This is a genomic window from Streptococcus parasanguinis, assembly GCF_001074805.1.
Taxonomy (GTDB): Bacteria; Bacillota; Bacilli; order Lactobacillales; family Streptococcaceae; genus Streptococcus; species Streptococcus parasanguinis_A.
Genome location: NZ_JUPI01000037.1, coordinates 1 through 21,538 on the forward strand (window position 1 = coordinate 1; position 21,538 = coordinate 21,538).

Genomic DNA, 21,538 nt, shown 5'->3' on the forward strand with positions numbered 1-21,538 from the left:
AATAACGTTTCAGGCACTCGGAATTATTGAGACCTTAGGCTCAATAATTAGTCATGGAACTTCAAAGAAGTTCGCTGACGTCCGTACTCACCTAAGGAATGTTTTTGGTATAACTTTGTCTTCAATCTGAAAGGAATGGGAGACAACTCCCATTCCTTTTTGGCACTTTCTTGATGCTTAATTCAAGGCCATGCTCACGTAGTTTAAAATAAAGAGAACATCTAGGATCCAGATCATGCTGTGCACTTCTTTGGCTTCTCCTTTAACCACTTTCACTAAGCTATAGGTGATAAATCCAGCAGCGATCCCTTGAGTAATCGAGTAGCTGAAGCCCATAAAGATAGAGGTGAAGAAGGCAGGAACTGCTTCTGACATATCTTCCCAATGGATATTTTTCAAGCCACTCAACATCATGATCCCAACAACAATCAAAATTGGAGCTGTAGCAGCGGTCGGTACAATCGCCAACAAAGGACTAAAGAGACTTGAAATAGCAAAACAGATCGCTACAACCAAGGCTGTCAGACCAGTTCGTCCACCAGCTCCAATACCGGCTGCAGATTCAACATAAGTCGTTACGTTTGAAGTTCCTGCAATGGCTCCGACTGAAGTCGCTACAAGGTCTGAATAGAGGGCCTTATCTAATTTCGCTGATTGATGGTTTTCCCCATTTGTCGCAACAATCCCAACTTTTTCACCCGTACCGATTAAAGTTCCAATTGTATCAAAAATATCAGTCAAAGAGAAGGCTAAAATTGCCATTAAGGTCTCAGGTAAACGAGACGTATTGGAAATCAACGAACCCAATCCTTTCGATCCCAAAGCTTGACCAAAGATCGTGCCTAAATCATTAAAGGCAGCTCCTAGATGGTTACTTGCAAAGTCAATTTTAGTGATATCAACAACATGGATGAGAATTCCAAGCACAGTCGTTACTAAGATAGAAAGGATAATCCCTCCCTTAATCCCTTTGACAACAAAGAAAATAGTAATTGCAAGACCAACAAGAGCCAAGAGGACCGCCGGATTGTTAAAATCAACCAATCCAGGAACAGCAGATGCATTGGCTGAGATCGTTGCATTCGCCTTATCTGCTCCTTCCCCGACCACTGTATAAGTATGAGGGTCAATCGTGAATTTTAAAAATCCTGCATTCTTAATCCCAACATAGGCCAAGAAAATCCCGATCCCCGCTGAAATAGCAGAGCGAAGAGCAGTCGGAATCGATTCGATGATCATCTTCCGAACTTTTGTCAATGTGATAATCAATGAAATCACACCACAAATGAAGACCATTCCCAAAGCTTCCTGCCATGAGTAGCCCATACCAAATACAACGGTAAAGGTAAAGAAGGCATTCAAGCCCATCCCAGGTGCTTGTGCATAAGGTAAATTGGCATAAAAAGCCATCATCAAGGTCCCGACAACGGATCCAATAATCGTTGCAAGGAAGACTCCTTGAGCTGGCATACCTGTTTGTGACAACATTTGAGGGTTTACGAAGAGGATATAACTCATCGCAAAAAAGGTTGTCAAACCAGCAAGAACCTCTGTTCGAACAGTGGTTCCATGTTCTGAAAGTTTAAAAAACTTATCCATTTCAGAATAAACTCCTTTTTCATCATTCTCGCTCCCAATCAATTTGCGAACGTTATTTTTATTTTACCAAAAGATCTTTCGCCTTTCAAGAAATCCTACTTCTCTTCTCGATTTTTGAGCGCTTTTCCGATTTTTCTGATATAATGGTCTCATTCTTCTCGAAAGGAACTGAAATATGCATAAAAAGATGATCGCTCTAGATCTAGACGGCACTCTCTTAAATTCCGAAAGCAAATTGAGCGACTTTACCATTGATACGATAAAAAAAATTAGTGCTCTTGGCCATAAAGTTATTATTACAACAGGCCGCCCCTACCGTATGGCACATACCTATTACAAACAACTAGAGCTAGATACTCCGATGATCAATTTTAACGGCTCCCTTACGCATCTACCTGAGAAAAAATGGGCAGATGAACAATGTTTGACTTTAGATAAAAAATACCTGTTAGATATGGTCGCAAACCGAGACACTATCCAAGCGGACTTTATAGCAGGCGAATACCGCAATAAATTCTTTATTACCGATCCAAATGAGCACGTTGCAGATCCTAAATTATTCGGGATTGAATCTTTCCAACCAGAAAATCAATTCAATCCCGAGCGGGTAACGAGCGACCCAAACTGTATTCTCTTTCAAACGAAAGCGGAAGACAAATATGCTCTGGCAGATGAAATGAATCGTCATTATGACTACAATCTGTCTATCAATACTTGGGGTGGTCCCTTAAATATTCTGGAATGCAATCCCAAAAATGTGACCAAAGCATCTGCTCTGACCTACCTTCTAGATAAACTCAATATGGACCAGAAGGATTTGATTGCCTTTGGGGACGAGCACAATGATACTGAGATGCTAGCTCTTGCTGGCCATGGATACGCCATGAAAAATGCTAGCTCCGTCCTCCTCCCTTATGCAGACTCCATCACAGATTTCACCAATAACGAAGACGGGGTCGCGCGTCAACTCATTCAATTATTCTTATAATAGGAACAGACATGAGTTATCCCCTCATGTCTTTTTCTTCGCCAAATCCTTAATCGGTTAATCAATACCCTTCTTTTTTTCCATTTTTTTATTGTTCAATAGATAAGTTTGTGATATTATTAACATAGTTATTAAAGAAGCGTTTTCAAAAAAATGCTAAATCGCTTCTCGTTCACTTAAGGAGGAACAAAATGAAAGCTGTTGTTGTTAATCCAGAAGGTACTGGTGTTGAAATCGTTGCAAACAAAGACATGCGTCCACTGGAAACAGGGGAAGCTCTTGTTCAAATCGAATACTGTGGTGTCTGCCACACTGACTTGCACGTTGCTCATGGAGACTTCGGTAAAGTTCCAGGCCGTGTTCTTGGACACGAAGGAATCGGTATTGTTAAAGAAGTTGCTCCAGATGTTAAGAGCCTAAAAGTTGGGGATCGTGTCAGTGTCGCATGGTTCTTCGAAGGATGTGGAACTTGTGAATACTGTACAACTGGTCGTGAAACCCTTTGCCGTACTGTAAAAAATGCTGGTTACTCTGTTGATGGAGGAATGGCTGAACAATGTATCGTTACTGCAGATTACGCAGTGAAAGTACCTGAAGGATTAGATCCAGCCCAAGCTTCTTCTATTACCTGTGCAGGTGTTACAACTTACAAAGCCATCAAAGAAGCCAAAGCTGAACCAGGACAATGGATCGTTATCTATGGAGCTGGTGGACTAGGAAACTTGGCTGTTCAATATGCTAAGAAAGTCTTCAACGCACATGTCATCGCTGTCGATATCAACAATGATAAACTAGAATTGGCGAAAGAAGTTGGTGCAGACTTTGTCATCAACGGTCGCGAAGTTGATGATGTCCCAGGATTGATCAAAGAAAAAACAAATGGTGGAGCTCACTCTGCTGTCGTAACAGCTGTTTCTAAAGTAGCTTTCAACCAAGCAGTAGATTCTGTTCGTGCAGGTGGCCGCGTGGTCGCAGTTGGTCTTCCTTCTGAAATGATGGACCTCAGCATTGTGAAAACTGTATTAGATGGTATCCAAGTCATTGGTTCTCTTGTAGGAACTCGTAAAGACTTGGAAGAAGCTTTCCAATTTGGAGCAGAAGGCTTGGTAGTCCCTATCGTTCAAAAACGTCCAGTAGAAGATGCTGTCAAAGTCTTTGACGAAATGGAAGCTGGAACCATTCAAGGACGTATGGTACTTGACTTTACAAACTAAACAACTGAACCTACAGGACTAGCCCAGTTGGGCTAGTCTTTTTGAGTGCTCTCAATCACTCTTATTTACAATTTATTATATATTTATTTTTGTTTTCGAGAATATCGTTTGATTCTCGGAATCTTTTCATTGAGAACAAAATCCTATAAAACATATCTATTATTGATTTTTTAAGCATCAACAAGTAATAAACAAAATTCATTCAAGAGCATTCTTTTTCTATCTAACGATAATTTAATATAATAAATCAATGTTTTTACATCGAGATTTTGATAGAAAAATTGACTTAAGTGTGGAAACGATTTATAATAAAGTAGCTTAAAGTTTTCTTAAACTGAAAGTCAAACAAATTTTATAAGGAGGAATGTCAATAATGAGTATTGGTATCATTATTGCTAGCCACGGTGAATTTGCAGCTGGAATCCACCAATCCGGCTCGATGATCTTTGGGGATCAAGAGAAAGTTCAAGTGGTTACGTTCATGCCAAGTGAAGGCCCGGATGATCTCTATGCTAAATTTAATGCAGCTGTTGCCGCATTTGATGCAGAAGATGAAGTCTTGGTTTTGGCTGACCTTTGGAGTGGTTCTCCATTTAACCAAGCAAGTCGCGTCATGGGAGAAAATCCAGATCGTAAATTTGCGATCATCACAGGATTGAACCTTCCGATGTTGATTCAAGCTTATACAGAACGGTTGATGGATGCAAATGCCGGCGTTGATCAAGTCGCTGCAAACATCATCAAGGAAGCAAAAGACGGTGTCAAAGCCCTTCCAGAAGAATTGAATCCTGTTGAAGAAGCTAGTACAGCCGCTGCTGCTCCTGTAGCCCAAGCTGCTATTCCAGAAGGAACGGTTATCGGAGATGGAAAACTCAAGATTAACCTTGCCCGCTTAGATACACGTCTTCTTCATGGACAAGTCGCAACTGCTTGGACACCTGATTCAAAAGCCGATCGGATCATTGTTGCTTCAGATTCTGTTGCCAAAGATGAACTCCGTAAGGAATTGATCAAACAAGCGGCACCAAATGGTGTGAAAGCAAACGTTGTCCCAATTCAAAAATTGATCGACGTTGCTAAAGATCCACGTTTTGGAAATACCCATGCTTTGATCTTATTTGAAACACCTCAAGATGCTCTTCGCGCCATCGAAGGTGGTGTTCCGATTAAAACCTTGAACGTTGGTTCAATGGCCCACTCAACTGGTAAAACCATGGTTAACAATGTGTTATCAATGGATAAAGATGACGTGGCTACATTTGAAAAAATGCGTGATCTTGGAGTAGAATTTGACGTCCGTAAAGTGCCAAATGACTCTAAGAAAGATTTGTTTGACTTAATTAACAAAGCTAACGTTCAATAATCGATTACTTACGAAAGGATTTTAAACATGTCTATTATTTCTATGGTATTAGTGGTCGTTGTTGCCTTCTTAGCAGGTCTTGAAGGTATCCTTGACCAATTCCAATTCCACCAACCCCTTGTTGCTTGTACCTTAATCGGTTTGGTAACAGGTAATTTGACTGCTGGCATTATGCTTGGTGGTTCACTTCAATTTATTGCACTTGGGTGGGCAAACATTGGTGCCGCAGTTGCACCCGATGCTGCCCTTGCATCTGTCGCTGCTGCCATCATCATGGTACTTGGGGGAGACTTCAGTACAAAAGGAATCGCTGTCGCTCAAGGTGTCGCTATTCCACTTGCAGTTGCTGGTCTTTTCTTGACCATGATCGTCCGTACCCTTTCCGTTGGTTTGGTTCACACTGCCGACGCTGCTGCTAGAAAAGGGGATATCAAAGGTGTAGAACGCGCTCACTTTGTGGCCCTTCTTCTTCAAGGTCTTCGTATCGCCATTCCTGCAGCCCTCTTGTTGATGATTCCTGCTGAAACTGTCAAAACTGCTCTTGAACAAATGCCAAAATGGCTCTCTGATGGAATGCAAATCGGTGGTGGTATGGTTGTAGCCGTTGGTTATGCCATGGTTATCAACATGATGGCGAGCCGTGAAGTATGGCCATTCTTTGCCATCGGTTTTGCTCTTGCAGCCGTTAGCCAATTAACTTTGATCGCTCTTGGAGCAATCGGTGTTGCCCTTGCCTTGATCTACCTTACTCTTTCTAAGAAAGGTGGCAATGGAGGTGGCGGTGCCGCTACTTCTAACGATCCAATTGGCGACATTCTCGAAGACTATTAAGAAAGGTGTGACACTATCATGACTGAAAAATTACAATTATCTAAATCAGATCGTCAAAAAGTTTGGTGGCGTTCAACCTTCTTGCAAGGTTCTTGGAACTATGAACGCATGCAAAACTTGGGTTGGGCTTACTCATTGATCCCAGCTATCAAAAAACTCTACACGAAGAAAGAAGACCAAGCGGCTGCTCTTGAACGTCACATGGAATTCTTCAACACTCACCCATACGTTGCCGCTCCTATCATCGGGGTAACACTTGCTCTTGAAGAAGAAAGAGCAAACGGTGCTGCGATTGACGATGCTGCCATCCAAGGGGTTAAAATTGGTATGATGGGTCCTTTGGCGGGTATCGGAGATCCAGTATTCTGGTTTACAGTACGTCCAATTCTTGGGGCTCTTGGTGCATCACTTGCTGCGTCTGGTAACATCCTTGGCCCACTCATCTTCTTTATCGCATGGAATGCGATTCGTATGGCCTTCTTGTGGTATACGCAAGAACTTGGCTATAAAGCAGGTTCTGAAATTACCAAAGATATGTCTGGTGGGATCTTGCAAGACATCACCAAAGGAGCTTCTATCCTCGGGATGTTCATCCTTGCTGTCTTGGTAGAACGTTGGGTATCTATTAAATTCATCTTTAATGTTTCTTCTGTCAAATTAGACGACAAAGCTTATATCCACTGGGATAAACTTCCTGAAGGATACAAGGGTATCCAAGAAGCCTTCGCTCAAGTTGGTTCAGGCCTATCTCAAACACCTGAAAAAGTTACAACTTTCCAACAAAACTTGGATTCATTGATTCCTGGTTTGATGGGATTGCTTCTTACTTTTGCTTGTATGTGGTTGTTGAAGAAAAAAGTATCTCCAATCACTATCATCATCGCTCTCTTTGTAATCGGTGTATTAGCACACGTTGCTGGCTTGATGTAAGCAAAGATCAACTAAAAAGAAGGTTTCGGCCTTCTTTTTATTATGATATAATGGAGTGAACAGCAATACAGGAGGATCTCATGGCTCAATCATTGAATAAAACCGTTGAATTCCATACTACAGGGGTTTCTTACCTTGGAGTGGGGGGAAAGGTTGGTAAAATCCTAGTCGGGAATGCCGCTTTTGAATTTTATGCGGATGCTAATGTTGAAGACTACATCCAAATTCCCTGGAAAGAAATCGAGCGAATCGGAGCCAATGTATCCGGACGTAAAATTAGCCGCCATTTTGAAATCTATACCAGAGAATCAAAATTTCTCTTTGCTTCAAAAGACTCTGGAAAAATTTTAAAGATTGCTCGGGAACATCTGGGAAATGATAAAATTGTCAAACTTCCTACGTTGATCCAAATCATCACGGCTAAAATTAAAAATCTATTTGCAAAATAGGATCTTTTCTTGTATAATAGACGCAAACGGATAAGTAAGTTAAGAGGTTCTTTCAGAAAGTCTGCGGTTGCTGCGAGCAGATAGAAATCTTAATTGAAATTCTACCGTTTCTTTAAAATACAATATTGAATCAAGTGCACACCTGTGAAGTTGGATGGAACCGTGGCTCTGCCACTCCAACACTGTAACAGGTGTGTTTTTTGTTAAAGGAGAAGCTATGTTAGATATTAAACGAATTCGTACAGACTTTGATGCGGTTGCTAAAAAATTGGCAACACGTGGCGTAGATGCAGCTATTTTGAATGAAATGAAAGAAATCGATGCCAAACGTCGAGATATCTTAGTCAAAGTAGAAAATCTCAAAGCAGAGCGTAATACTGTATCTGCTGAAATCGCACAAGCTAAGCGCAACAAGGAAAATGCAGATGATAAGATTGCTGCCATGCAAACCCTCTCTGCAGAAGTCAAAGCATTGGATACAGAATTGGCTGAAATCGATACCAAATTAACTGAATTCACTACTACCCTTCCAAATATCCCAGCTGATAGTGTCCCTGTTGGAGCAGATGAGGATGACAACGTTGAGGTTCGTCGTTGGGGAACACCGCGCGAATTTGGATTCGAACCAAAAGCTCACTGGGATTTAGGAGAAGACCTTGATATCCTTGACTGGGAACGAGGGGCTAAAGTCACTGGTGCTCGTTTCCTCTTCTACAAAGGACTTGGAGCTCGCTTAGAACGCGCTATCTACAACTTCATGTTGGACGAACATGGTAAGGAAGGCTACACTGAAGTCATCCCTCCTTACATGGTCAACCATGATTCTATGTTTGGTACTGGTCAGTATCCAAAATTCAAGGAAGATACTTTTGAACTTAGCGATACCAATTATGTCCTCATTCCAACAGCTGAAGTTCCTTTGACAAACTACTACCGCGATGAAATTCTTGATGGGAAAGACCTTCCAATCTACTTCACCGCTATGAGTCCATCTTTCCGTTCAGAAGCTGGTTCAGCTGGTCGTGATACTCGTGGCTTGATCCGTTTGCACCAATTCCATAAGGTTGAAATGGTGAAGTTTGCTAAACCAGAAGAATCATATGATGAATTGGAAAAAATGGTTGTCAATGCTGAAAATATCCTTCAAAAACTGAACCTTCCATACCGTGTAGTAGCTCTCTCAACAGGAGACATGGGCTTCTCAGCTGCTAAGACTTATGACTTGGAAGTATGGATTCCAGCACAAAATACCTACCGTGAAATCTCAAGCTGTTCCAATACAGAAGATTTCCAAGCTCGTCGTGCGCAAATCCGCTACCGTGACGAAGCAGATGGTAAAGTCAAACTTCTTCACACTTTGAATGGTTCTGGATTGGCTGTTGGACGTACCGTCGCTGCTATTCTTGAAAACTACCAAAACGAAGACGGTTCTGTGACCATTCCAGAAGTCCTTCGCCCATACATGGGTGGCGCAGAAGTCATCGCACCAAAATAAAGTTTAAAAAAACTGAGTCTTGCAAATTGCAAGCTCAGTTTTTTTAATATTTACGAAAACGTTGGTAGCGTTGCTCCAGAAGATTTTCGAGAGGCAAGGCTTGTAAAACCTTTAACTCTTCCTGTAATTCCTTCTTCACGTTAGCCAGTAGTTCTCCATTTGAAAATCCATGCTCGGGAATCACCTTATCGACAATTTCCATATTTAATAATTCGTGAGAAGTAATCTTCATCAACTCTGCTGCTTCCATGGCACGACTTCCATCTTTCCAAAGAATAGAGGCGAAACCTTCTGGACTCAAGACTGCATAGATGGAGTTCTCAAGCATCCAAACCTTATCTGCTACAGCAAGAGCCAAGGCACCACCAGAGCCACCTTCTCCGATGATAATCGCGATAATCGGAACTTTTAAATCACTCATTTCCATGAGGTTGCGAGCAATGGCTTCACCTTGTCCTCGTTCTTCAGCACCAACACCAGGATAAGCACCCGCTGTATTGATAAAGGTCACAACTGGACGGCCAAATTTCTCTGCTTGCTTCATGAGGCGCAAAGCTTTTCGATAGCCTTCTGGATGTGGTTGCCCAAAATTACGTTTTAGATTATCTTGAAGATTTTTTCCTTTTTGGATTCCAACGACTGTAACCGTTTGATCGCCTAAGCGTCCAATTCCACCAATCACCGCACCATCATCACGGAAGTTTCGATCTCCATGTAATTCGATAAAATCATCAAAAATTCCTTGAGCAAAATCAAGCGCAGTCAATCTTCCTTGGTCACGTGCCTCTTTAATAATCTGTGTTATTTTACTCATGTTTACCTCCATGAAGGGCCAATAATTGTCCAACTGTTGCTCGGATTTGGCTTCTCTCCACGATCAAGTCTACAAATCCATGTTCTTGTAGAAATTCTGCTTTTTGGAAATCATCTGGCAATTTTTCACGCACAGTTGATTCGATCACGCGCCGACCGGCAAAACCAACCAAGGCTTGACTCTCTGCCATGATAATATCACCTTCCATAGCAAATGAGGCTGTCACCCCACCAGTTGTCGGATCTGTCAATACCGTCAAATAGAACAATTTTTCTTTGGAATGACGTTGAACAGCTGCAGAAATTTTCGCCATTTGCATCAAACTCACGATTCCTTCTTGCATCCGAGCGCCACCAGAAGCGGTAAAGAGAACAACTGGCAATTTTTCTTTTGTCGCAAATTCAAATAAACGAGTAATTTTTTCACCTACTACAGAACCCATTGAAGCCATGATAAAGTTGGAATCCATGATCCCAAGCGCAACTTTTTGCCCTTTAATCAAGGCAGTTCCAGTCAGGACAGCTTCATCCAGCCCTGTCATTTCCCGCACTGCTGCTAATTTCTTCTTATAATTTGGGAAATTCAAAGGATCTGTTGTTTCGATTCCTGTAAACATTTCTTCAAAGCTAGCTGGATCCACTGTCAACGCCAAGCGTTCTTTAGCAGAAATACGGAAGGTATAGCCACAATTCGGGCATACTCGTTCACTACCTAAATCCTTTTGGTAAATGGTATGTTTACAACCTGGGCATTGTGAAAATAGTTCATCAGGAACTTCAGGTTTTGGCTGAGGCTCCTTCCAGGCTGACCTATTCGGATTGATCCGAATATATTTATCTTTTTTAGAAAATAATGCCATTACTTACTCCTTATAATATGCTACAGTATCTGAAGCATTACTATAAAAGCCTGAAACTGTGAAGATGATGTTCATACTTCCCTCACAAGTCCAGGCTTTTTCATCATTCCTTATTATAATTTGGAAGGAATTGTTCCATCAAAAATGCAGTGTCATAATCACCAGCGATCACATGTGAATCTGAAATCAAATCCAACTGGAAACTGCTATTGGTTGTGACACCATCGATTTCCAACTCATAAAGAGCACGCTGCATTTTCATCAGTGCATCAAAGCGATTTTCACCATGGACAATGATCTTGGCAATCATACTATCATAGTATGGTGGAATCGTATAACCAGGATACACAGCAGAATCCACACGCAAGCCAACCCCACCACTTGGAAGATAGAGATTAGTGATCTTACCTGGGCTTGGTGCAAAGTTAAAGGAAGGATTTTCCGCATTGATCCGGCATTCAATCGCATGACCTTTAATGACAATATCCTCTTGAGTAACGAATAATTCTTGGCCAGCTGCGATTTTAATCTGTTCCTTAACGATATCAACTCCTGTTACAAATTCCGTGACAGGATGCTCTACTTGCACACGGGTATTCATTTCCATAAAGTAGAACTCACCCTTGCCTTCATCATACAAGAATTCAATCGTTCCAGCATTCTCATACCCAACTGATTCAGCAGCACGAACAGCAGCAGAACCAATTTGATTACGAAGAGTTTTTCCAATAGCAATTGAAGGGGATTCTTCTAAAACTTTTTGGTTATTTCGTTGAAGAGAGCAATCGCGTTCACCTAAGTGAATGACATGTCCATGCTGATCCGCTAAAATCTGTACTTCAATGTGGCGTGCCGGATAAATCACCCGCTCCATATACATGGCACCATTCCCAAAAGCAGCTTGAGCTTCTGAGGAAGCAGATTCAAAAGCAGCAACCAAATCTTCTGGTTTTTCAACCTTCCGAATTCCTTTACCACCGCCTCCTGCAGATGCTTTCAACATCACAGGGTAACCAATACGCTCTGCAATCTCGAGGGCTTCTTCAGCAGTATACACTTCACCATCTGATCCAGGAATAACAGGCACTCCTGCTTTGATCATCTGTTTACGAGCATTAATCTTATCCCCCATCATATCCATGACTTTAGCAGAAGGACCAATAAACTTAATGCCCACTTCCTCACACATGGTCGCAAATTTTGAGTTTTCACTTAAAAATCCAAAACCAGGGTGGATAGCTTCTGCACCTGTTAGAACAGCTGCAGACAAGACAGCACTCATATTCAAATAAGATTCTGTTGATTTAGCAGGTCCAATACAGACTGCTTCATCCGCTAGTAAGGTATGCAAGGCTTCTTTATCAGCAGTAGAATACACCGCAACCGTCTCGATGCCAAGTTCACGAGCCGCACGAATAATGCGCACTGCAATCTCACCACGATTGGCGATTAAGATCTTACGAAACATAGATAGGCCTTTCTTAATTTCCAATTGCAAAAGTAAGTGTCCCTGAAGCTGCAAGCTTACCGTCTACCTCTGCTTTCGCTTCAACAACAGCAATGGTTCCACGACGTTTGACAAAAGTAGCTGTCATCACCAGTTGATCTCCTGGAACGACTTGTTTTTTAAACTTCACCTTGTCCATCCCTGCATAAAAGACTAATTTCCCTTTATTTTCAGGTTTTGACAACTCTAATACACCTGCTGTTTGTGCCAAAGCTTCCATGATGAGAACACCTGGCATAACAGGATATTGTGGAAAATGTCCATTAAAAAATGGTTCATTAATTGTCACGTTTTTAATGGCAACAATCGTATCTTCGCTTGTTTCTATAACGCGATCCACCAAAAGCATTGGGTAACGATGCGGCAAAGCCTCACGAATAGCATTAATATCAATTGTCATTTGATTCGAACCAATCCTTTTCCAAATTCAACCATTTCTTCATTCGTTACCAAAATTTCAGTGACTACCCCATCTTTTGGTGCTGGGACTTCATTCATCACTTTCATGGCTTCGATAATCAAGAGTGTTTGACCCTTAGTGACCTTATCTCCTACAGATACAAAGGCTGGTTTATCCGGAGCTGGCGACAAGTAAGCCACCCCAACCAATGGACTTTCAACCACATCACCTTCTGCAGCCTGAGCTGGAGCAGCAACTGGTTCAGCCGCTACAGCTGGGGTTGCTGGTGCTTCAACAACAGGGGCTACTACAGGAGTTTGAGGAGTTGCTACCACTTCAACTGCAGGAGCAACCGGTGTAGCCGCAACTGAACTCGTTTGGTTTTTACTCAAATTCAATTCTTCGCCATTATTTTTATATGAGAATTCACGCAAAGTTGACGCATCAAATTGAGCCAACAAATCTTTGATTTCAGAAATATTCATGAATTAACCCTCCCAACGTTTAAAGGCCAGAACAGCATTGTGTCCTCCAAAACCAAAGGTATTTGAGATAGCGTACTGAATATCCGCTTCTTGACCTTCACCATAAACAACGTTTGCTTCGATATAGTCAGACAATTCTTTAGTACCAGCCGTTTTTGGTACAAAGCTATGACGAATCGCTTCGATGGTAGCAATCGCTTCAACCGCACCAGCAGCACCTAACAAGTGTCCTGTAAATGATTTAGTAGATGATACAGGAACTTCTTTACCAAGTACAGAAACAATAGCTCCGCTTTCACCTTTCTCATTAGCAGGTGTAGATGTACCATGCGCATTGACATAATCGACATCTTCAGGCTTGATACCCGCTTCATTGATCGCTAATTTAATCGCTTTAGCAGCACCTGAACCATCTGGTGTCGGTGTTGTCATATGGTAGGCATCACAGTTTGAACCGTAACCAACTATTTCAGCTAAAATATTAGCACCACGTTTTTGGGCATGTTCCAAACTTTCGATGACAAGAACCCCTGCACCTTCCCCCATCACAAAACCATTGCGGTCTTTGTCAAATGGAATAGATGAGCGTTCTGGGTCTTCCGTTGTTGAAAGGGCCGTAAGGGCATTGAAACCACCGATACCAATCTTAGTAATCGAAGCTTCAGCACCACCTGCCAAAACAACATCATGCATACCAAATTTAATTTCACGGAAAGCTTCACCAATTGCATCATTGGCAGAAGCACAAGCTGTTGTCACGGATTTACATACCCCTTGAGCCCCAATCTTAAGTGCGATATTTCCAGCACCCATGTTTGAAAGAGCTTTTGGAATAAACATTGGTTGGATTCTCTTCATCCCACGTTCATGCATCCGGATAATTTGATCTTCCAATTCTTGCAAACCACCGATACCAGATGATACAATCACACCTACACGATCGAGGTCTTCTTCTTCCATGTTCAAGCCTGAATTTTCAATAGCTTCCATCGCAGCATAGATTGCATACAATGAGTAAGTATCCATACGATTTTGATCTTTTTTTACAAAATATTTATCGAATGGGAAATCTTGAATTTCACCAGCATTAAAGACTGGAATTTCAGAAGCATCAAATTTCGTAATGGGCTTGATTCCAATTTTTCCTTCATGAAGGCTATTCCAGAACTCCTCTGGTGTATTTCCGATTGGTGAGGTTACACCGTAACCTGTAACAACAACACGATTTGTAGACATATATATTCTCCTTTTGTCGGATGGATATTTAAGTAAGTGATTTTCGATCAGTGAGCATTCATTATTGCATAGTCATTCCGCCATCAATGGCAATTGTTTGACCAGTTAAATATTCTTGACCTGCTAAGAAAGCCGCAACTTCTGCCACTTCTTCAGCTTGACCAATTCGTTTCATTGGCACTTGAGCTAGCATGGCATCTTTCATTTTCTCTGGAATAGCATCAGTCATATCTGATTCAATGAAACCAGGTGCAATGGCATTCACACGAACGCCACGAGCCGCAACTTCACGCGCTACTGATTTAGTGAAACCAATCAAACCAGCTTTTGAAGCCGCATAGTTCGCTTGACCGATATTCCCCATTAGACCAACAACAGAGGACATGTTGATAATGGCCCCTTGACGAGCTTTAGACATCGGTTTTAAGACAGCTTGAGTCATATTAAAGGCACCTGTCAAGTTGATTTTCAAGACCCGTTCAAAATCTTCTTCAGTCATTTTCAACATCAACTTGTCGTTTGTGATGCCAGCGTTATTGACCAAAACATCAACACTTCCAAGCTTTTCAATTGCTTCAGCTACCATACGTTGCGCATCTTCGCCATTAGAAATATCCCCAGAAATACCAACAACAGTCACACCATAGTCAGCAAACTGCGCAAGCAAGTCCTCAGAAATTTCAGAACGTCCATTTAGGACAACATTAGCACCGAGACTCGCAAATTTATGAGCCACAGCCAATCCAATTCCGCGTGTTGAACCTGTTACAAAAACATTTTTATTTTTAAGTTCCATCTTTACCTCGTTTTAAGCATTCAGAAGTGCATCTAGACTAGCCTGATCTTCGACGTTATGAGTTGGAAGAGTTTTATCAATTTTCTTCAAGAATCCTGACAAGACTTTTCCAGGTCCAATTTCGATGACCTCATCTACACCAAATTCTTGAATCGTAGCAATTGAATCATAGAAACGAACCGGTTCTTTTACTTGACGGGCCAAAAGTGCTTTCACATCTTCTGACTTCATGATAGTAGCTTCTGTATTCCCAACTAAAGGAAGATCAAAATCATTAAATGATACTTTTTCTAGTTCAGCCGCCAATTTTTGACTAGCAGATTCCAGTAAGGCTGTGTGGAATGGACCTGACACATTCAAAGGGATCAAGCGTTTGGCACCTGCTTCCTGCAATAGTTCCACAGCATAGTCCACAGCCGCAACCTCACCACCAATCACAATTTGTGCTGGCGTATTGTAGTTAGCTGGTGTTACTACACCCTTTTCGGATGCTTGTTGACAAATCTCCTCGATCAAACTTGGGTCTGTATTCATAACAGCAACCATTTTCCCACTTCCAGCGGGAGCTGCCGTTTCCATGAATTCACCTCGTTTCGCAACCAAAGCTACTGCATCTTCAAACGAAAGAGCTCCAGCCGCAACCAGGGCAGAATATTCCCCCAAAGAGAGACCGGCAACAATATCAGGAGTGATACCATTTTCTACTAAGAGACGATAAATGGCTACTGACGTTGTCAAAATAGCTGGTTGAGTATAGCGTGTCTGATTCAGTTTTTCTTCGTTAGAATCAATCAATTCACGCAAATCATAGCCTAGAATACGACTAGCCGTATCAAATGTCTCTTTAACAACGGGATAAGCCGCATACAAATCGCTCGCCATGCCCAATTTCTGAGCCCCTTGACCAGCAAATAAGAACGCACGTTTTGTCACTATCCTAATCCTTTCGACGTTTTTAGACGTTTACATCTGCCCAACGAGCAGCTTCTTCTTTAATCACCTTGGCAGCACCTGTGTAAAGGTCTTCCAAGATTTCTGCACATGTTTCTTCTTTACGAACAAGACCTGCAATTTGTCCAGCCATAACTGAACCATATTCCACATCTCCATCAACAACAGCGTTACGAAGGGCACCTGCACCAAGCTCTTCAATTTCCTCTTGAGTCTTCTTACCAGCCAAGAAATCTTTTTCAGCTTGGTTATATTCTGTAGCCAATTTATTCTTAATCGCACGAACTGGGTGTCCAACAACTGAGGCTGAAATAACAGTATCAATATCTTTAGCCTTCAAAATCTTATCTTTGAAGTTTTGGTGTGCATTAGATTCCTTAGCAACAGCGAAACGAGTACCAACCTGAACAGCTTCTGCTCCAAGCATAAGAACAGCAGCCATACCACGTCCATCTGCAACACCACCAGCACCAATAACTGGGATAGATACCGCATCCGCAACCTGGCGAACAAGTGCCATGGTTGTCAATTTACCAATGTGACCACCAGCTTCCATACCTTCTGCGACAACAGCATCAGCTCCAAGTTTTTCCATACGTTTAGCAAGTGCTACCGATGGAATAACTGGGATTACTGTAATTCCAGCTTCGTGGAAACGCTCCATATATTTACCTGGGTTTCCGGCACCTGTTGTAACAACCTTAACACCCTCTTCGATAACGAGGTCGACGATGTCATCTGCAAATGGTGACAAAAGCATGATATTAACACCGAATGGTTTGTCAGTGATTTGTTTTACTCTATCAATATTAGCTTTTACCACTTCTTTAGGGGCATTACCACCACCAATAATTCCGAGTCCACCAGCATTTGAAACGGCTCCAGCCAAGTCTCCATCAGCAACCCAGGCCATACCACCTTGGAAGATTGGATATTTAATATTCAATAGTTCAGTAATTCGTGTTTGCATTATACCTACCTCTTTTTTCGCTTAAGTAATAGTTTGAGTTTAAAAGATTGTTTCTTTGAGCCTCAAACTATTACCTAAACAAGAGAGAATATCTTTCGATACTCTCATCTATCATTATTTTGTTTTTTCTTCTACGTAAGCGACAAGGTCACCAACTGTAGACAATCCTTCTTCAGTTTCGATTTGGATGTCAAAAGCATCTTCAATTTCAGAGATAACTTGGAACAAATCCAATGAATCTGCTTCTAAATCTTCGAATGTAGATTCAAGAGTTACTTCTGATGGTTCTTTACCAAGTTCTTCAACGATAATTTCTTGTACTTTTTCAAATACTGCCATGATAGGCCTCCTTAAAAAATAATATATAAATTTTTAAAATGTGTTTCCACATGTTTAACTAGATTGTAACAAGAAGTGTGCCCCATGTCAAACCTCCACCGAATCCTGTCAGAAGAATTTTTTGACTTCCATCCATCTTGATTCGATGATTCTCGACACACTCCGATAACAGAATGGGGATACTAGCAGCACTAGTGTTCCCATATTCCATCATATTTGCTGGGATTTTCTCTCTAGAGACACCCAGTTTTTTTGACATCTTATCTAACATTCGGTCATTCGCCTGGTGTAACAGAAAATAGTCAATCTCTTCTGCTTCCATAGAGGCGTCTGCTATAATTTTTTGAATACTTTTCGTGACATCACGAATGGCAAAATCAAAAACTGCCCGTCCGTCCATTGTCAGATATCTTCGATCAGAAACGTCATCTGAATAAGGGGAAGACAGACCCAAATAGCAAGACTCAAGACTAGCACCTCGGCTACCATCCGTAAAAAGATTCTCAGCCAAAAACGAATTTTGATCGCTCGCTTCAAGCAAGACACCACCAGCTCCATCTCCAAAAAGGACTGAAGTGGAACGGTCTGACCAGTCTAATACTTTTGAAAGCGTCTCACTACCGATCACAATTCCTCGCCGATACATTCCTGAAGAAATGTATTTTTCAGCAGTGGCTAATGCAAATACAAATCCGCTACATGCTGCAGTCAGATCAAATGCAAAAGCTCGAGAAGCTCCAATATTAGCTTGTACTCGGGCTGCAGTTGATGGCATTAAGCTGTCTGGAGTAATCGTAGCAACAACGATGAAATCAATTTCCTCAGCATCTAAGTTTGCTTTTGCTAATAATCTTTGTGCAACAATTGTTGCTAGATCACTTGTCGTCTCATCTTTTGAAATGTGACGCCGAAGGATACCTGTCCGACTACTGATCCATTCATCACTTGTATCCATGATCTCAGCCAAATCATCATTTGATACGACTTGGTCAGGTGCATAATGAGCAACTTGACTAATTTTAGCAAAGACCATTATTTAATTTCCTCCAAGAAACGATACAGATTTTGCAATCCTTTTTGCATCACTTTCTTCTCTTCGGGACTCATATCTCCAATAATCTGGTTGACCATCCGTTTATGGAATTGCTGATGAAGACGATAAAGTAGACGACCGTTCTTCGTTAAACTCAAGTGTACAACCCGGCGATCAACTTCCGATCTTCTTCTTTCGATATACCCTTTGCGCTCAAGATTATTCAAACTTGTCGTGACAGTCCCCAAAGTCACCATCAACTCCCGTGAAATATCACTCGGGGTTGCATTCGGTGTCGAACCAATCACATCGATCGTATGCATTTCTTTAATAGAAACATCTTTGAATCGACTTGCTCTTAGGCTCGTCTCCTCGATAACCAAAACATTATTAAAGATGGATGTTAAATAGTCATTAACTAATTGGTAATTCAAAACTCCACCTCCTAATTTTACTTTGATAGTCAAATTTTATCAAAAATGAAAATAATTTGCAAGCATTTTTTCATAAAACATAGAAAAAATACAAATTTATTTTCCTTTAAATTGTGGCCGACGCTTTTCAGAGTAGGCAATAACCCCCTCTTTAAAATCTTCTGTAAATGCTAGTTTCTTTTGCAAATTTAATTCAAGATTCGCATATTGGTCCCATTCTTTCAAGAAGGCTTCCCAAACCATTTCTTTCATGGCAGCATAAGAATTTGAAGATCCTCTTCTTAATTTTTTAAGCAATTGATCAACCGTTTTCTCAAGTTTTTCAGATTCACAAACGCGGTAAACTAGGCCATATTCCAATGCTTTTTCTGCGGTCAAAGCTTCACCCGTCATTACTAAATGAGTAGCCCGAGACATACCAATAGCTTTTCCTAATAAGAATAATCCACCCGCATCTGGTGCTAAACCAACCCCAACAAAGGCTTGAATAAATTTAGTACGATCACTAATAATACAAAAATCAACAGCTACTGCTATGTTGGCCGCCGCTCCTGCAACTGCTCCATCAGCTACCATAATAACCGGCTTAGGTAATTGCTTAATTTTCTTAGAAATAGTATTAACTAATTCAGCAATTAAAACAAGAGACTCGATGTCATCTGCATCGACTGCGCGTTTCATTTCACTCAAATCTCCACCAACTGAAAAGATTTTCCCTTCTGCTGATAGAATAATGAATTTCACTTCCTCATTTTTTTCTGCATCTTCCAAGGCAGCTAAAATTTCCTGACACATTGGAATGTTAAAACCATTGGAAACTTCAGGACGATTTAAAGAAATTGACGCGAGATCGTTTTCGACAGAATACAAAATTGTTTCAAACATCACAGACTCCTTTTGTTTAAATATAAAATATTTTGATATTAAAACTTTTTAATTATAACATATCATACCATAAAAAATAAGAATAGTAAAATATATCTATAAGATGTAACAAAATTGTAAAATTTAAATCATGACAATTTCTAGCCTCATAAGATCCACCTATTCTATGCCCTATTTATAAATACATTGTATCAACAACTGAAGTTTGGTATAATGTACTAATGAAACTATTAAGGAGAAAATATGAAAGTAACTAAATTCGGTGGAAGTTCTCTAGCATCCGCTCCACAATTAAAAAAAGTACTTAATATCATTAAAGATGATCCAGAAAGAAAATTTGTAGTTGTATCAGCTCCTGGTAAGCGAAATGCAGAAGATACAAAAGTAACAGATGCACTGATCCGTTATTATAAAGAATTCACTTCAGATAAAGATGTTACGCAAACACAACAGTGGATTATTGAGCGTTATCGTGCCATTACAGAAGAATTGGGTCTCAAAGATTCTATCATTCAAGAAATTGCTGAAGATATCTATGATCTGACAAATTTGCCTAAAAAAGGAAATCCATTTACATACGATGCATTTTTGGCAGCCGGTGAAAACAACAACGCTAAACTCATAGCTGCCTATTTTAATCAAAATGGATTAGAAGCAAAATATATCCATCCAAAAGAAGCAGGAATCACAGTCACCGCAGAACCTTCCAACGCTCGTATTTTACCTTCTAGTTACGATAAAATTGAAGAACTAAAAGATGCAAGTGAAGTAATTGTCATTCCAGGGTTCTTTGGTGTTACCCAAGATGGGGACATTTGTACATTTTCTCGTGGTGGTTCTGACATCACAGGATCTATCATTGCAGCTGGCGTGAAAGCAGACTTATACGAAAACTATACAGATGTAAATGGTATCTTTGCAGCACATCCAGGTATTATTAAACACCCACATTCAATTCCTGAATTAACTTACAAGGAAATGCGTGAATTAGCCTATGCCGGTTTTTCAGTCTTACATGATGAGGCACTCGTTCCAGCATACAGAGGTAAAATCCCATTAGTCATTAAAAATACAAATAACCCAGACCACCCAGGAACCCGAATTGTTTTGGAACATTCAAATGATCATGTGACTGTTGTAGGGATTGCAGGTGATTCAGGATTCGTTAGTATCAACACTACCAAATACCTCATGAACCGCGAAATCGGTTTTGGTCGAAAAGTCCTTCAAATTTTAGAAGATCTCAATATTAGTTGGGAACATATGCCAACTGGAATCGATGACTTGTCTATCATTTTGCGTTCACGTGAACTGACTCCGATCAAAGAACAAGAAATTCTGAAACAATTAACACAAAAACTCGAAGTTGACACAGCTGAAATTGAACATGATCTTTCAATCATTATGATTGTTGGTGAAAAAATGAAAAGCCAAGTAGGGGTTACCGCAACTGCAGCTAAGGCACTGTCAGAAAATGAAATTAATATTCAAATGATTTCTCAAGGATCTAGTGAGGTTTCTATTATGTTCGTTGTAAGTAAAGATCAAGAAGAAAAAGCCATTAAAGCCTTATATAATGCATTTTTCCCAAATAACTAAATGTATAAAAGCTCCGTTATAAAACGGAGCTTTTATATTTCCCAATTTATAAAATTAAGTTAGACAGAAAAAGCTATTTATGTTAGGCTCAGATAAACACCACATTTGTCTGAAAGGAACTAACATAAATGACCCATACTCATCTTACCACAAACGAGCTTGTAATGATAGAGGCATACTATCAAGAAAACATAAAAGTTTCAGATATTGTGAATTCACTTGGCAGATCAAAACAGACAATATAGGTTTTGAAAAAAAAGAAAATAAAAAAGACCAGCCCACTGGTCTAATTCCTATACTCCGCCAGTAGGACTCGAACCTACGACATCATGATTAACAGTCATGCGCTACTACCAACTGA

The 21,538-nt window shown here is 40.7% G+C and carries 22 protein-coding genes and 1 pseudogene; 9 read left to right on the forward strand and 14 right to left on the reverse strand.

Features of this window, described 5'->3' with window-relative positions:
- Positions 1–177: 177 nt before the first annotated feature.
- Complete coding sequence (locus tag ADI76_RS02540) at positions 178–1,599, reverse strand: NCS2 family permease (protein ID WP_049514546.1); 1,422 nt, start codon at positions 1,597–1,599, stop codon at positions 178–180.
- A 175-nt stretch (positions 1,600–1,774) separates the two neighbouring features.
- Between ADI76_RS02540 and ADI76_RS02545 the strand changes: the two genes are divergently transcribed.
- The 7 genes from ADI76_RS02545 to serS all read left to right on the forward strand — a co-directional run bounded on the left by ADI76_RS02545 (position 1,775) and on the right by serS (position 8,869).
- On the forward strand, positions 1,775–2,587 hold the full coding sequence (locus ADI76_RS02545) for a Cof-type HAD-IIB family hydrolase (protein ID WP_049514549.1): 813 nt from the start codon (positions 1,775–1,777) through the stop codon (positions 2,585–2,587).
- Between the two features lie 191 nt (positions 2,588–2,778).
- Positions 2,779–3,801, forward strand: a complete 1,023-nt coding sequence (adhP, locus tag ADI76_RS02550) for an alcohol dehydrogenase AdhP (protein ID WP_049474386.1) — start codon at positions 2,779–2,781, stop codon at positions 3,799–3,801.
- Between the two features lie 373 nt (positions 3,802–4,174).
- Positions 4,175–5,164 (forward strand): PTS sugar transporter subunit IIB, encoded by a 990-nt coding sequence (locus ADI76_RS02555; protein WP_003010431.1) that lies wholly within the window; start codon positions 4,175–4,177, stop codon positions 5,162–5,164.
- Positions 5,165–5,191: 27 nt separating this feature from the next.
- A complete protein-coding gene (locus ADI76_RS02560) occupies positions 5,192–5,995 on the forward strand; it encodes a PTS mannose/fructose/sorbose transporter subunit IIC (RefSeq protein WP_048789380.1) in 804 nt (267 codons plus the stop codon).
- An 18-nt stretch (positions 5,996–6,013) separates the two neighbouring features.
- Positions 6,014–6,925 carry a PTS system mannose/fructose/sorbose family transporter subunit IID gene (locus tag ADI76_RS02565; protein WP_003010435.1) on the forward strand — a complete coding sequence of 304 codons (912 nt, stop codon included), beginning with the start codon at positions 6,014–6,016 and terminating at the stop codon, positions 6,923–6,925.
- A gap of 80 nt (positions 6,926–7,005) precedes the next feature.
- Positions 7,006–7,374, forward strand: coding sequence for a DUF956 family protein (locus ADI76_RS02570; protein WP_049514552.1), 369 nt, complete (start codon positions 7,006–7,008; stop codon positions 7,372–7,374).
- 217 nt (positions 7,375–7,591) lie between these two features.
- Positions 7,592–8,869: a serine--tRNA ligase gene (gene serS / locus ADI76_RS02575; protein WP_049514553.1), complete on the forward strand. Its 1,278-nt coding sequence runs from the start codon at positions 7,592–7,594 to the stop codon at positions 8,867–8,869.
- Between the two features lie 43 nt (positions 8,870–8,912).
- Here the strand turns inward: serS and ADI76_RS02580 are convergent, their stop codons facing one another.
- The 13 genes from ADI76_RS02580 to ADI76_RS02640 all read right to left on the reverse strand — a co-directional run bounded on the left by ADI76_RS02580 (position 8,913) and on the right by ADI76_RS02640 (position 19,581).
- Positions 8,913–9,683, reverse strand: a complete 771-nt coding sequence (locus ADI76_RS02580; protein ID WP_049514555.1) for an acetyl-CoA carboxylase carboxyl transferase subunit alpha — start codon at positions 9,681–9,683, stop codon at positions 8,913–8,915.
- Positions 9,676–10,542, reverse strand: coding sequence for an acetyl-CoA carboxylase, carboxyltransferase subunit beta (gene accD, locus ADI76_RS02585; RefSeq protein WP_003003810.1), 867 nt, complete (start codon positions 10,540–10,542; stop codon positions 9,676–9,678). Before accD ends, ADI76_RS02580 begins: the two co-directional genes overlap by 8 nt.
- A gap of 103 nt (positions 10,543–10,645) precedes the next feature.
- Entirely contained in the window at positions 10,646–12,010 is a 1,365-nt protein-coding gene (locus ADI76_RS02590) for an acetyl-CoA carboxylase biotin carboxylase subunit (RefSeq protein WP_049514557.1), read from the reverse strand.
- A 13-nt stretch (positions 12,011–12,023) separates the two neighbouring features.
- The gene (fabZ, locus tag ADI76_RS02595) at positions 12,024–12,449 is read right to left on the reverse strand and encodes a 3-hydroxyacyl-ACP dehydratase FabZ (protein ID WP_049490988.1); all 426 of its coding nucleotides are present in this window, start codon (positions 12,447–12,449) and stop codon (positions 12,024–12,026) included.
- Positions 12,446–12,934: an acetyl-CoA carboxylase biotin carboxyl carrier protein gene (gene accB / locus ADI76_RS02600; RefSeq protein ID WP_049482591.1), complete on the reverse strand. Its 489-nt coding sequence runs from the start codon at positions 12,932–12,934 to the stop codon at positions 12,446–12,448. The genes fabZ and accB overlap by 4 nt, the downstream gene beginning before the upstream one ends.
- Before the next feature lie 3 nt (positions 12,935–12,937).
- Positions 12,938–14,170 carry a beta-ketoacyl-ACP synthase II gene (gene fabF / locus ADI76_RS02605; protein ID WP_049514560.1) on the reverse strand — a complete coding sequence of 411 codons (1,233 nt, stop codon included), beginning with the start codon at positions 14,168–14,170 and terminating at the stop codon, positions 12,938–12,940.
- 61 nt (positions 14,171–14,231) lie between these two features.
- The gene (fabG, locus tag ADI76_RS02610) at positions 14,232–14,966 is read right to left on the reverse strand and encodes a 3-oxoacyl-[acyl-carrier-protein] reductase (protein WP_003010456.1); all 735 of its coding nucleotides are present in this window, start codon (positions 14,964–14,966) and stop codon (positions 14,232–14,234) included.
- A 12-nt stretch (positions 14,967–14,978) separates the two neighbouring features.
- Positions 14,979–15,899, reverse strand: a complete 921-nt coding sequence (fabD, locus tag ADI76_RS02615) for an ACP S-malonyltransferase (protein WP_003010459.1) — start codon at positions 15,897–15,899, stop codon at positions 14,979–14,981.
- Between the two features lie 22 nt (positions 15,900–15,921).
- Positions 15,922–16,887 (reverse strand): enoyl-[acyl-carrier-protein] reductase FabK, encoded by a 966-nt coding sequence (gene fabK / locus ADI76_RS02620; protein WP_037608323.1) that lies wholly within the window; start codon positions 16,885–16,887, stop codon positions 15,922–15,924.
- A 114-nt stretch (positions 16,888–17,001) separates the two neighbouring features.
- Positions 17,002–17,226, reverse strand: coding sequence for an acyl carrier protein (locus ADI76_RS02625; protein ID WP_003003892.1), 225 nt, complete (start codon positions 17,224–17,226; stop codon positions 17,002–17,004).
- A 58-nt stretch (positions 17,227–17,284) separates the two neighbouring features.
- Positions 17,285–18,259 (reverse strand): beta-ketoacyl-ACP synthase III, encoded by a 975-nt coding sequence (locus tag ADI76_RS02630; protein ID WP_049514562.1) that lies wholly within the window; start codon positions 18,257–18,259, stop codon positions 17,285–17,287.
- Entirely contained in the window at positions 18,259–18,693 is a 435-nt protein-coding gene (locus ADI76_RS02635; protein WP_009732277.1) for a MarR family winged helix-turn-helix transcriptional regulator, read from the reverse strand. The genes ADI76_RS02630 and ADI76_RS02635 overlap by 1 nt, the downstream gene beginning before the upstream one ends.
- Positions 18,694–18,789: 96 nt before the next feature.
- Entirely contained in the window at positions 18,790–19,581 is a 792-nt protein-coding gene (locus ADI76_RS02640) for an enoyl-CoA hydratase (protein WP_049514564.1), read from the reverse strand.
- 240 nt (positions 19,582–19,821) lie between these two features.
- On the opposite strand from ADI76_RS02640, the gene ADI76_RS02645 reads away from it, so the two are divergent.
- Positions 19,822–21,177, forward strand: coding sequence for an aspartate kinase (locus ADI76_RS02645; RefSeq protein ID WP_049514566.1), 1,356 nt, complete (start codon positions 19,822–19,824; stop codon positions 21,175–21,177).
- Between the two features lie 128 nt (positions 21,178–21,305).
- A pseudogene (locus ADI76_RS11875) lies at positions 21,306–21,419 on the forward strand (IS30 family transposase); the annotation flags it as partial.
- Positions 21,420–21,538: the final 119 nt, after the last annotated feature.

Excerpts from the sequence above, each read along its gene's own strand:
- ADI76_RS02540 (WP_049514546.1), bottom strand. The coding sequence starts at position 1,599 with ATGGATAAGTTTTTTAAACTTTCAGAACATGGAACCACTGTTCGAACA.
- ADI76_RS02545 (WP_049514549.1), top strand. The coding sequence starts at position 1,775 with ATGCATAAAAAGATGATCGCTCTAGATCTAGACGGCACTCTCTTAAAT.
- adhP (WP_049474386.1), top strand. The coding sequence starts at position 2,779 with ATGAAAGCTGTTGTTGTTAATCCAGAAGGTACTGGTGTTGAAATCGTT.
- ADI76_RS02555 (WP_003010431.1), top strand. The coding sequence starts at position 4,175 with ATGAGTATTGGTATCATTATTGCTAGCCACGGTGAATTTGCAGCTGGA.
- ADI76_RS02560 (WP_048789380.1), top strand. The coding sequence starts at position 5,192 with ATGTCTATTATTTCTATGGTATTAGTGGTCGTTGTTGCCTTCTTAGCA.
- ADI76_RS02565 (WP_003010435.1), top strand. The coding sequence starts at position 6,014 with ATGACTGAAAAATTACAATTATCTAAATCAGATCGTCAAAAAGTTTGG.
- ADI76_RS02570 (WP_049514552.1), top strand. The coding sequence starts at position 7,006 with ATGGCTCAATCATTGAATAAAACCGTTGAATTCCATACTACAGGGGTT.
- serS (WP_049514553.1), top strand. The coding sequence starts at position 7,592 with ATGTTAGATATTAAACGAATTCGTACAGACTTTGATGCGGTTGCTAAA.
- ADI76_RS02580 (WP_049514555.1), bottom strand. The coding sequence starts at position 9,683 with ATGAGTAAAATAACACAGATTATTAAAGAGGCACGTGACCAAGGAAGA.
- accD (WP_003003810.1), bottom strand. The coding sequence starts at position 10,542 with ATGGCATTATTTTCTAAAAAAGATAAATATATTCGGATCAATCCGAAT.
- ADI76_RS02590 (WP_049514557.1), bottom strand. The coding sequence starts at position 12,010 with ATGTTTCGTAAGATCTTAATCGCCAATCGTGGTGAGATTGCAGTGCGC.
- fabZ (WP_049490988.1), bottom strand. The coding sequence starts at position 12,449 with ATGACAATTGATATTAATGCTATTCGTGAGGCTTTGCCGCATCGTTAC.
- accB (WP_049482591.1), bottom strand. The coding sequence starts at position 12,934 with ATGAATATTTCTGAAATCAAAGATTTGTTGGCTCAATTTGATGCGTCA.
- fabF (WP_049514560.1), bottom strand. The coding sequence starts at position 14,170 with ATGTCTACAAATCGTGTTGTTGTTACAGGTTACGGTGTAACCTCACCA.
- fabG (WP_003010456.1), bottom strand. The coding sequence starts at position 14,966 with ATGGAACTTAAAAATAAAAATGTTTTTGTAACAGGTTCAACACGCGGA.
- fabK (WP_037608323.1), bottom strand. The coding sequence starts at position 16,887 with ATGCAAACACGAATTACTGAACTATTGAATATTAAATATCCAATCTTC.
- ADI76_RS02625 (WP_003003892.1), bottom strand. The coding sequence starts at position 17,226 with ATGGCAGTATTTGAAAAAGTACAAGAAATTATCGTTGAAGAACTTGGT.
- ADI76_RS02630 (WP_049514562.1), bottom strand. The coding sequence starts at position 18,259 with ATGGTCTTTGCTAAAATTAGTCAAGTTGCTCATTATGCACCTGACCAA.
- ADI76_RS02645 (WP_049514566.1), top strand. The coding sequence starts at position 19,822 with ATGAAAGTAACTAAATTCGGTGGAAGTTCTCTAGCATCCGCTCCACAA.